Below are 10,694 nucleotides of genomic sequence, written 5' to 3'. Positions count from 1 at the left end.
CTCATCTCCAGGCGTGCCATGGGATGAGCGAGGTGATCGGTCCGCGCGGCAAGTCCGGCATGATCGTCAGCGACTATGGCACGGAGCTCATTAGCAACGCTGTGCTGGCATGGTATGGCGAGATCGGCGTCGAGTGGCACTACATCGCGCCGGGAAGGCCGATGCAGAACGGTAACGTCGAGAGCTTAAACGTCTCATTCGCGACGAACTGCTCAACGAGACATTGTTCCTCAGCCTCGCCCCGCGTCGCGATCGCTGCCTGGGCGGAGGATTACAACCGGGAGAGACCGCACTCCTCTCTCGGATACGAGACACCGGAGGCGACCGCCGCTGAACTGGATAAGCAACGGCCTGCTTCAACCGCGCTCATTCGCAACAACGCGGCTCGGCTCTAATCCCAGCTGGTAGAAAGCTGCCCTGCGTCGATGGCTGTCACTCAGTTACTGGAACTGGAGCGATCAGCCACCGGGCAACACCTTGACTAAAAGCTTAGCTCTGCACCTATCCCGATGGTTCTAGGCTTCTCGTATAGAATGTCTGTGGCGAAAACACCTTGCCTAATTTGTTGCGCAACTTTGGCATTGCTTAGATTGGTTCCCCACAAGGTGAATCTGACCCGATCATTTGGCATGGTCCACGAGATTTCACCGTTGACCAAAGCATAGGGATCCTGAGAGAACCTGTTCAGAAAGTCATAATATACGCGATCACTGAAGAAAAAATTAACAGTAGCTCCGAACTCTCCGTCTTGAACCATCGTGGCCCAATCCAATCCGAGATTCGCAGTAAATTCCGGAGCCCGAATAAGCGATTTTCCGGCTGCATCGTTTGACGTAACCAGGTTGCCTCCGACTGGAAGGGGAATGAAATCCTGTGCCGCCGGGAATTCTACATACTCACCGTGATTATAGGTCACGGCTGCCCGGATAGTGAACTCGTCGGTAGGCAGAATTGTGGCTTCAATTTCGCCACCATATATCTTTGCATCGGCTGCGTTCTGGAGAACATAACTATTGCCATCTTCACTACGAGCCTGAACCTGCAAGTCTGAATACCAATAGTGGAACAGCGATAGATTCGTTCGCAGCCACGGCAGGGGATCGGCCTTAAACCCAATCTCTGCAGCTTCGATAACTTCTGGATTGACCGGTGTACTGGACGTCGAAACCACGTTGTAAACGCCGCTCTTATATCCTGTGCCAAAGCTTCCGTAGATATTTGCTGAATCCGTAAGTTCATACCGTAAGGCAGTTCGGTATGTGGCCTTGTTGAAACGCTCGTCGACCCGCCCATAAGGCAGTGGATTTCCATTCACAGCCTGCTGGAATTCCTTCTTCTCTGTCGTGTAGCGCCCACCTAGGGTCAAGAAGAGCCGGTCAGTAACTCGCAATGTGCCTTCGGTGAAGCCGGCGAATGAGAGGGTCTCTGTCTCTGGGCTCAGCGTGAAACGAACAATCGGCGTGCCGGGCGCGGGCGAACCTGGGCCCGGTGGAGGCGAGTTTATAAGTTCAATCGGGCCCATGGAGGCGTCGAGATGAAAAGCATAGAAACCAACAATCCACTGAAACGGACCATCGCCGGTCGACAATGCACGAATTTCCTGACTTTCCGCCTGCACTTCGAGCGGGAAGAGGATTTGGCCCAAATCGATGTTGGTCGAGTCCGCATCGGCATCTTGTCGGCCAGTATTGTGCATAAATGCAGTTGTTGTTTCGATGTCGAAATGTTCAAATTCGAAGCGCGTACGAAGCGATGCACTAAAGCGTTCGTAATCGATCCGAGGTGTTAAAGACAACGACGTTTCCCACGGACCATCGGGTAAGATGACACCCTCGAATCCGCGAGCCGCCGTGTTGTCGTCCAAGGGCTGTGTTGCGTTCACATTGCTACGCTGCCGCGTGTAGTTTGCTGTCAGAATAAATCGAGCTGTATCGCTTGCTTCGAGAAGAATTTTGCTTCTCAGATCGAAAACCTTGATACCGCCAAACTTACGGCCGGTCGATATTTCAGGAATGTATTGTTCAGTTTGTCGATACATGCCGGCAAAATCAACAGCAATATTATCGGTTAGCCCGGTAGTTACATAGGCACGCAGATCATATTCATTTGCGTCATTACGAAGGCGTCCGACGCGAGCTGAAATTCTTCCTTCTGTAACAAAACTAGGATCTGGCGTAATAACATTTATCAAACCACCTGTCGCGTTTCGGCCAAACACAGTTCCTTGCGGACCGCGCAGCACCTCCACACGTTCCACCTCAACAAGTTCGAGCGAATTGGAGAAGGCATCGGGCTGATAGACACCGTCGATATAGGTAGCGACATTGGGTTCGTCGCCGACAGAAACGCCTCCGGATCCGATGCCGCGAATGACAGGTTGGATTACCGACGCCGTTCGATTGCCGGTAAAGCCCGGAATGACTTGGGTCAGGCTGCGCGCATCGACGATGCCTGCGGCATTCAGCGTCTTGTTGGTTATAGCGGTGACAGTGACGGGAATGTCTTGCAGACGCTCCTCGCGCCTGGTGGCGGTGACGACGATCTCCTCAAGGCCTCTAGGGCTCTCTTCGGTTTCCTGGGTAGCTGGGGGCGTTTCTACAACAGTCCTCTCAGCGCCGTCTTGCGCATAAACAACACCACTTCCCAAAAAAATGTTGTAAAATGACGCGGTTGACATCATAAATACTTTGTACTTGCCCACTTTCCGTCTCCCCTATATATATTTATATTTGCTATACTCTCATCATGAGTTTCTATATTCCTAGTATTAGTCCGCTGGTTGGTACGCCCCCACCGGAGGTAACCATTATATTGCTGAGTTCGGCGATTTGGTTGACAGCGTTTCCGCGAACTTGCCGGACCGCTTCAGCAATTCCGTTCATGCCATGAATATATGCTTCGCCAATTTGACCCCCGTGGGTATTCAGCGGCAGTCCGCCTCCGATTTCGATATTGCCATCCTTGATGAAATCCTTGGCTTCGCCGCGGGCGCAGAATCCACTCGCCTCAAGTGCGGGGAGAATGGTCGGCCCGAAGTGATCGTATATAATCGCCGCATCCATATCGCTTGGCGACAATCCCGACATACGATAGAGCTGGTCTGACACCACTCGCGTGTCATCGAACGGCACAATGTCCCCACCATAAAAGTTCATCAACGGGATAGAGCCACGACCGGCTCCCTGCGCAGCACCCCGAACCAGCACAGGAATTTGGCGCAGGTCTTTGGCCCTTTCCGAACGGGTAACAATTAACGCCACGGCGCCATCGCTTTCTTGGCAGCAATCAAACAGATGCAGCGGATCAGAGATTATTCTGGAGTTTAGATACTCGTCGAGCGTAAGCGGCTTGCCATAGAAAAAGGCCGCAGGATTGGTAGCCGCATGCTTACGCGCCGCGAGCGAGACATTGGCGAAATCATATCGGGTCGCACCATACATTTGCATGTATCGCCGCATCATGACCGCAACCAGGGCTGCTGCGGTAGAAAGACCATGCATAGTATGATAGTCCATCACCTCGCCTTCACTGGTCTGAGGTGCGCCTGCCAGCGATCCGCCGAAGCGGTACTGTGATCGTTCGTTCATTGCCCGGTAGCAGACGACGACGTTCGCCAAACCGCTGGAAATTGCAAGAGCAGCTTGCTGCACAACCGCACAGGCGCCGCCACCGCCGAAGGGAATCCGCGAGAAGAAACTCAGTTCGCCTGCGCCAATCGCGCGGGCAATGTCCACTTCCGAGTTATTGTCGGCTGTCATGGTGCACATACCGTCAACTTCGGATGCGCTTACCCCAGCATCATTGAGCGCCGCGGTGACCGCTTCCGACGCGAGCCTGAATTCGCTTCGGCCTGAATCCTTCGAAAACTCCGTTGCGCCAATTCCAACAATTGCGGCTTTGCCAGAGATCATGCTATTTGCCCTTTTGTCGATTATTGCGATGCGGCACCAAACCGGAATGACGCCCGGCCATTCCGTTGGATGAATTGAATCTCCACCGGTTTCTCAATTTCGATGTCGGCAATCTCCATGCCATCCAGCCCGGCGACCACTCGCACACCCTCAACAAGGTCCACGACACCGACTGGGTGCGGCAGAGCGAAGCCCTCCAATGGAGGGTAGTGATGAACGGTGTAACTATAGACTTCACCTCTCCCGCTCATCTTTACCGGGGCCCACTCAAAGCTTCCGCATTGCGAACACATAGTCGTCGGTGGATTACGGATCGAATTACAGTCGGTGCACGACTGCATCAGCAGTTCCCGACGCTCTAATCCTTCATAGAAAAACGCGAATTCCTTGCTTGAAACGCTCATGTTTCCCTCATTTGTTTCTCAGCGTCAGACTGACTTCAAGCCGTCTGTTTTCAGTCAATCAGTCTGGCGCATAACCTTCTTTTCCGGGCTTAAATTCTCGTTTCGAGAATTGGCGCAATGCCACGTCGAGCCATTCTTGCCGCGTGGCGTAAGAAAGTTCGAAGAACTTGGCCATTTCCCACTCAACCGCTTCGTCAAATCCCAAAGCGGTGGTTCGCTCGTACACGCGCTTGATCGCAACAGCTGCGTGGGTGTTCTTGGCGGCAATTTCCGATGCCAGTGCGTCGACCTCGTCATGCAGGTCCTTTGCCGGAACCGTATAATTCACGAGGCCGATCTCCGCGGCCTTTTTGCCATCGAACAAACGTCCGGTAAGCAAATAGTAAAGGGCAGCCTTCCGCGGAACATGATGGGCGACCATCCAGGTGAGACCAGCGCCCGGAATAACGGCGAAGTTGATTTCCGAGAGACCGAATTTCGCGTCTTCAGCCGCGATGGACAAATCGCACAGACCGGCCACGAGCATTCCGCCACCAACGCACCAGCCATTGACTTCGGAAATCGTCACGCCGTGAAAATTCTTGAGGCGCCTCATCCAGGATAGCGCCCTCTCGCTCGTGCGGAGAAAGGCATCAGGGTCGCTAAAATTGGCGAGGATAAATTCCTCAAGGTCCATCCCGGCGCTGAAACTATCACCGCGTCCAGTGATGACAATGACCCTTGCATCGCCCTGATCCTCAATCGCATCCAATGCCTTGTGCATATCTTCGTGCAACTGTGGCGACATCGCATTGCGCTTGTCGGGTCGATTCAGCTCGATAAAGGCGCGTGTATCGTCAATGCGCAATTCCACGTTGGTAAAGCTAGTTGTCTTCATGTAGCATCGCCGGAATGAACCGCGCGATTGGGCAAGCCTTGATCGCTTTGGTGTTGATTGTCGCCCAATCCGAAGTAACGCGAGTTATGTTCGCCAAGCGCTGGCGAAGGAGCGTCGAAATCGGGGGTGTGGCCTTTGATCTTGACCGGAAGCCCGATTTTCAGACCTGTAGACAAGCCCACTAGTGATTTTTCAGGCAAAGTTTCCTGCATGGCTTCGGCAACACTGAGTACGGGCGCAAAGCAACAGTCCGTTTCTGCCAGCCTGGTACACCAATGATCCAGTGTGTGGCTTTTGAAAAGTGCTGTTAGTTCTGCCTTCAGCCAAGGTTGCCTGTCAGCGACAAATTGCAGCGGTTTCAGATCGTGGCGCTCCAGAGCTGCACAAAAGTTATGCCAAAACTTTGCTTCCCCAGCGCCGAGTGTCAGATGGCGGTCATCGGATGTCTGATAGATTTGGTAACATGCGAAGCCCCCGTCGAGCATCGAAGCCGGACCCTGGGACATCGTCAACGGACCAATGTTCAAGGGTTTGCAGCAGTCGGTCATCGAAACATCTAGATAACGGCCACGTCCTGTTAGCTGTTTTGAAAGGAGACCGGTCAGCATAGCGACAACGCCATGTAACGACCCGCCGAAGACATCTGCGATCTGGATGCCTGGAAGAACTGGTTCTCCCGCTTGATCCCGCAAGAGATCGAGGACGCCAGCATAGGCAATGTAGTTCAGATCGTGGCCAGCCTTGGAGCTAAGGGGACTTGACTGGCCATAGCCCGTTATCGAAACGTATACGAGACCCGGGTTTATTGCGGATAACTCCGAATACCCAATTCCAAGGCGGGCAGCGACACCAGGACGGAAGCTCTCCACCAGGCCATCGGCGTCCCTTATCATGTCGATCAAATGTGCGCGCTGGTCGCTATCTCCAAGATCAAGCGTGACGCTTTGTTTGGATCGATTGACAGTCTGGAAGAACGCCGATGTTTCCGCCGATTCATCCTGTGACGCCTCAATCGCCACGCGAGCATAATCGCCGCCTTCGGGATGCTCTACTTTGATCACTTCCGCGCCCATATCCGCCAAGTACTGAGTGCACAAAGGTCCGGGCAGTAACCGCGTCAAATCAATAATCTTAACGCCGTCCAACGGCGCCCCCGTATCGGACATCATACGTTCCACGGCAGAAGGTCGGGGCTGTTCTTGAACCGCTGGCGCAGGGAAATCTTGTCAATCTTGCCAGTGACGCCTCTCGGCAGATCATCAATGAAATCGATATATTTGGGAACTTCCCATTTGCCAATCTTCGGGCGGACGAACTCTATGAGCTCCTCACTGGAAACATTTTGACCATTCTTGAGGGAGATCACCGCAGTTACAACTTCGCCCCATTCGGGATGTGCCGCGCCAATCACACTTACTTCCCGCACTGCTGCATGTTCGGCTAACACGTTCTCAACGACAACAGGATATACATTGTAACCGCCAGAGATAATCATGAATTTACGTCTATCTACAAGGAAGTAGTATCCGTTCTTGTCTCGATTGCCCAAATCTCCTGTACGGAGCCACTTGCCGAAATAGAGGTCTTCTGTTTCCTGGGGTAAATTAAGATAACCGGCGGTATTGGTTCCGCTTGCTACGCACACTTCCCCGACCTCACCATCGGGGACCGCTTTCCCTTCCTCATCAAGAATCGTCACGTCAGCGTGCTGGCTCGGTCGGCCGCATGACTCGAGCAATCTAAAGTCGTTTTCCTGAACCGCGCGTCGATGTTCGTCCTGGCGAAGATAGGTTACCCAGCCGCCGGTTTCGGTCGAGCCGTAAGGTTGGATGAGGTCGCAATCGAGGGTATTGAACAGGCGCTTGGTCAAGGTTGGAGGCATCGGTGAAGAGCCGTAGAACAGGTTCCCGAGCGTACTAGCGTCGTAGTTTCCGCTGTCGTATTCCTCCAGCAGCCGACGGATCATGGTAGGCACTCCGCCCGAAGCCGTCACTCGGTCGCGTTCGACGATATCCCAGTATTTGTCAGCCGCGAAATCGCCATTGATCATCGTCGTTGTCATCCCATTAATGACGCCGAAGGTGTTAAATAGGATCGGCGCTCCGGGTGTAGGAGCAGGCATGAACCATATGTCCTCGTGCCTTAGGCCGAGGTTGAAAATAGAATGGACATTGCTTTCAACGACCAGGGATTGCGTCCATAATGCGCCCTTGGGCAGACCGGTGGTTCCGGTGGTATAGCTGTATGCGAGCAAATCATCAGGGGCGAGATCGACGTGGTCTTGACGGTTGGGATTCTGCGCGATTAGGCTTTCATAATCGTATCTCAATCCGTGCTTTTCTCCGAAACCGATAAGAACCCGCCCCTCTTTTTCAAGATCTGGCAGGAATCGCGCGATCAGTTCATGGCAATTGGCCTGTACCAGTACCGCCTTGGCGTTGGAATCACGGATGATGTGTTCCTGTTCGCGCGGTGAATATCGCCAGTTGATTCCGACACGGATAGCGCCGATCTTGGCACATGCTAGGAAGTGCTCGATGACCTCCAAGTGTTCGTGGGCGAGGATGCACACCACGTCGCCTTTGCATACTCCAAGTTTCTGAAGGGCAGCCCCGAAACGAGCACTTCTTTCATCGACAGTCCGCCAGTCACGGCGGATATCTCCATCAATGAAGGCAGTTTTGTCGCCGTAGCTGTTGGCCGCTCGCCGAATATAATCGCGCAATAACATCAATCTCTCCCTCATCCCGCTCTTTGACGGCGGACTACCGCTTAATAAATTCTAAGAATTCGCAAACTACAGTATTGAACGCATCGTTATGATCACCAGCGACCATGTGAGCCGCATCATCGACGCTTCGATAAAGGGCGTGAGGAACGTTTTCGATGAATTCTGCTACTCTTTCATCGTCAAGTACGTCGCTCAATGCGCCTCGAATGAGGAGCGTTGGAACGTTGAGTTTGTGCGCTACCTGCTTTAACCGACCCGTCTCGGCGCCCGACAGCCCGGTGGATTTTAGAATGTTGGGATCCCAGTGCCAGAACCATCGTCCGTCCCTCTGGATAAGGCTTTTCCTCAATTCTTCAGGTGTGCGCACGCGGTCGCGGTTCTTGAGATACCCACCGACTGTATCGGCGACTTCCTCCAACGAGTCGAAGCCGGTTTCCGCGTGTCCGAGCATGAAGCTTCGAACACGTTGCGAACCGGCTGGATTGACTGACAGTCCCACATCGACCATCACCAGCGCCGAAGCCGAGTTTGGTGCGCGCGTTGAGGCCAACAGGGCAACAATACCCCCTAAAGACGCTCCAATGAGAACTGCAGGTTGCCCGACCGCCCGCGCAACCGCTTCGAGATCTTCTACATAGTCCGATAGGGCATATTGTCGGTTCTCCGACCAGCCGGTATCCCCATGACCTCGCATGTCAAAGGCCGTCGTGTGCCAGCCTGACTCGGATACGAGCTGGGCCGTTCTCCGCCATGAGTGGCGGTTCTGTCCGCCCCCATGGAGAAAGATTATCGACGGATTTGAACGATCACCCCAGGAGTCCGCAACCAAGGCCATACCCCCGGCACCACTAACCTTTGTTGTTCTTGCGGGTGTCGGCATCTTTGCTACCCGAAGCTAGAGCAAGAAAGCAATACTTGCGATCGGCTCATCTCCGTTGACGAGCACAATACGCTTCGTATGAAGCTTCAACTCGCAATTTTCTCGCCGAATTCGGTGCAGCGTGCGACCAGCCCATATGTTCTGGTTATTCGTAGACTGGACGGCGATTTCGACGAGGATGAAATTGGATTCAACCTCGTAGACTTCTGCGCCTTCTACGCCATGAGTTGCAGATCGCTTCATGACGATGTTAGACACCACCCTCCGCATCGGCGAAACTGGAATTTGGGCAAAACGGTATCCAGTCTTGAGTTGCCGAATACGAGTTGCGAGCCGTGCTCGATTGTCATTTATCAACGAGACATGCTTCTCTGGGTCCAACGCATGGGGACCCCGCGGCACCCAATATGTCGCATCCGGGGCGTTAGACCACAATGCCTCCCATTCATCATAGCGAGATTCATCTGCGTATTGAGCTTCGAGCAGAACAAAATTCGTCAACGCACGCTCTTCTTCGCTCGAAATATCGTTTTCGAGCAGATCGTCCTGCTCTTTCAATTTAGCCATTTCGGTCACGCAGCCTCTCCCCGTGCAATCGGTGTGGTTTCGGCCTCCATGAGAGATTTGTATTTCTCCCAAAACGCCCTGTTCGTCAGTTCGCTGACCATTTCGCCGATAGCCACCCCGTCATTTTCCTCGTCGGGTTGTTCGGTGCCCATGCCGCGGCTGATATCCAGCCATTGCGGACTGCGCGCCATCAGGCCCTGCTGGTTGCGCTCCGCCACTATCTGGTCGTCAGCGACTAGGAAGCCACCTGGCCCCAGCGCGCCTTCAGCCTGCCGGATCATCCTGCGATTGACCTCTGGTGCGCCCTTGAAGAATGCAGGACAGTGCCATTGGATTGACTGACCAGCCGAAACCGGTTCGAAAATCACGACGCTCAATTCAGCTATGAAAAGGTTGGGAAAGATTATCGCGTGCGGAGGGCCGTCAATCATTTTTTGCAAGGACAGTTCAGCGCCGTACTCTTTGTCCATCGCTTCGATATAGTTGGGAAACTTGCTTGGGCTGGCGCGGCCGAACCATTCAAAGGGTTTCCCGCTGTGTCGATAGCCAGTGCCGAATTCCAGTTCGGTGTGGCCATCGCCCCAGTCCTTGATCACCGGTTCGGTGTGGATGTCCTTCTTGCCGACGTAATCCGACACTTGAGTATCGATCGCCTGCAGGAATGATGCGTGCGTAAACTCTGGATGATAGCCGTCCGTATCGTTTTCATAGAGCATCTTCCAGTTCGCCTCATATTTATGGCGAACCCATCCAGCAGTCAGCTCGACCTCCTGTTCTGGCGACAGTTCGACGAAGCGATCAATGAACGCCTTGCTGCGGCCTAGATGCTCATCCAGCGTGGGCCCATCCTCGGCCAAGCTGGCAAAGACAAAACCTCTGTATTCGCCAAGCCTGGGAACCTTTGCGAGACCCTTGCTAGCCATAAATTCGGCTGAGTACTCACCGCCATGCGGTGCTTCCACCAAATTTCCCGTAAGATCATAAGCCCAGCCGTGGTAAGGGCATACGAATGCGCGGACGTTGCCGGACATCCGGTTGCAAAGCTTGGTACCGCGATGCGCACAGCGATTGCTGAACACATTGCAATCCCCATTCTTGTCACGCACCATGATGACTGGTTGCAGACCAATATTACGGGAAATATAGTCACCGGGCTGAGGAATTTCGCTGGTGTGTCCTACAAAGACCCATGTCTTGTACCAGATTTTCTCCAGCTCGTCATTAAAGACTTCCGAACTTGTATACAGCGATCCCTCGACCCGATCAGGGTGGATTAACGCCGAATAATCAATCGAGCTATTGTCCAATTGTGTCTGCACAGTAC

10 protein-coding genes are annotated in these 10,694 nt (G+C 53.5%); 1 reads left to right on the top strand and 9 read right to left on the bottom strand.

Features of this window, described 5'->3' with window-relative positions; translation table 11 throughout:
• The first annotated feature begins 23 nt into the window (after window positions 1-23).
• Window positions 24-395: an IS3 family transposase gene (locus tag CP97_RS14595; protein WP_082863857.1), complete on the top strand. Its 372-nt coding sequence runs from the start codon at window positions 24-26 to the stop codon at window positions 393-395.
• 86 nt (window positions 396-481) lie between these two features.
• Here CP97_RS14595 and CP97_RS14590 read toward each other — a convergent pair whose 3' ends face one another.
• The 9 genes from CP97_RS14590 to CP97_RS14550 are packed head-to-tail and all read right to left on the bottom strand — an operon-like array spanning window position 482 to window position 10,689.
• The gene (locus tag CP97_RS14590; protein WP_063612465.1) at window positions 482-2,701 is read right to left on the bottom strand and encodes a TonB-dependent receptor; all 2,220 of its coding nucleotides are present in this window, start codon (window positions 2,699-2,701) and stop codon (window positions 482-484) included.
• Window positions 2,702-2,753: 52 nt separating this feature from the next.
• Window positions 2,754-3,911, bottom strand: a complete 1,158-nt coding sequence (locus tag CP97_RS14585) for a lipid-transfer protein (protein WP_048886555.1) — start codon at window positions 3,909-3,911, stop codon at window positions 2,754-2,756.
• A 20-nt stretch (window positions 3,912-3,931) separates the two neighbouring features.
• Window positions 3,932-4,315: a Zn-ribbon domain-containing OB-fold protein gene (locus tag CP97_RS16005; protein WP_082863855.1), complete on the bottom strand. Its 384-nt coding sequence runs from the start codon at window positions 4,313-4,315 to the stop codon at window positions 3,932-3,934.
• Between the two features lie 58 nt (window positions 4,316-4,373).
• Window positions 4,374-5,192: a p-hydroxycinnamoyl CoA hydratase/lyase gene (locus CP97_RS14575; protein WP_048886553.1), complete on the bottom strand. Its 819-nt coding sequence runs from the start codon at window positions 5,190-5,192 to the stop codon at window positions 4,374-4,376.
• Window positions 5,189-6,358: a CaiB/BaiF CoA transferase family protein gene (locus CP97_RS14570; protein ID WP_161485474.1), complete on the bottom strand. Its 1,170-nt coding sequence runs from the start codon at window positions 6,356-6,358 to the stop codon at window positions 5,189-5,191. The genes CP97_RS14575 and CP97_RS14570 overlap by 4 nt, the downstream gene beginning before the upstream one ends.
• On the bottom strand, window positions 6,358-7,923 hold the full coding sequence (locus tag CP97_RS14565) for a class I adenylate-forming enzyme family protein (protein ID WP_063612464.1): 1,566 nt from the start codon (window positions 7,921-7,923) through the stop codon (window positions 6,358-6,360). Before CP97_RS14565 ends, CP97_RS14570 begins: the two co-directional genes overlap by 1 nt.
• A gap of 34 nt (window positions 7,924-7,957) precedes the next feature.
• The gene (locus CP97_RS14560) at window positions 7,958-8,803 is read right to left on the bottom strand and encodes an alpha/beta fold hydrolase (RefSeq protein WP_048886550.1); all 846 of its coding nucleotides are present in this window, start codon (window positions 8,801-8,803) and stop codon (window positions 7,958-7,960) included.
• A 15-nt stretch (window positions 8,804-8,818) separates the two neighbouring features.
• Window positions 8,819-9,370 (bottom strand): aromatic-ring-hydroxylating dioxygenase subunit beta, encoded by a 552-nt coding sequence (locus CP97_RS14555; protein ID WP_063612550.1) that lies wholly within the window; start codon window positions 9,368-9,370, stop codon window positions 8,819-8,821.
• Window positions 9,371-9,375: 5 nt separating this feature from the next.
• Entirely contained in the window at window positions 9,376-10,689 is a 1,314-nt protein-coding gene (locus CP97_RS14550; protein WP_063612463.1) for an aromatic ring-hydroxylating oxygenase subunit alpha, read from the bottom strand.
• Window positions 10,690-10,694: the final 5 nt, after the last annotated feature.

It is taken from the genome of Aurantiacibacter atlanticus (assembly GCF_001077815.2).
GTDB classification, from domain to species: Bacteria; Pseudomonadota; Alphaproteobacteria; order Sphingomonadales; family Sphingomonadaceae; genus Alteraurantiacibacter; species Alteraurantiacibacter atlanticus.
This window is presented reverse-complemented; position numbering and strand designations above follow the sequence as displayed.

Coding starts and splice junctions, on each gene's coding strand:
- CP97_RS14585 (WP_048886555.1), bottom strand. CDS start 3,911: ATGATCTCTGGCAAAGCCGCAATTGTTGGAATTGGCGCAACGGAGTTT.
- CP97_RS14575 (WP_048886553.1), bottom strand. CDS start 5,192: ATGAAGACAACTAGCTTTACCAACGTGGAATTGCGCATTGACGATACA.
- CP97_RS14555 (WP_063612550.1), bottom strand. CDS start 9,370: ATGGCTAAATTGAAAGAGCAGGACGATCTGCTCGAAAACGATATTTCG.
- CP97_RS14570 (WP_161485474.1), bottom strand. CDS start 6,358: ATGTCCGATACGGGGGCGCCGTTGGACGGCGTTAAGATTATTGATTTG.
- CP97_RS14560 (WP_048886550.1), bottom strand. CDS start 8,803: ATGCCGACACCCGCAAGAACAACAAAGGTTAGTGGTGCCGGGGGTATG.
- CP97_RS14565 (WP_063612464.1), bottom strand. CDS start 7,923: ATGTTATTGCGCGATTATATTCGGCGAGCGGCCAACAGCTACGGCGAC.
- CP97_RS16005 (WP_082863855.1), bottom strand. CDS start 4,315: ATGAGCGTTTCAAGCAAGGAATTCGCGTTTTTCTATGAAGGATTAGAG.
- CP97_RS14595 (WP_082863857.1), top strand. CDS start 24: ATGAGCGAGGTGATCGGTCCGCGCGGCAAGTCCGGCATGATCGTCAGC.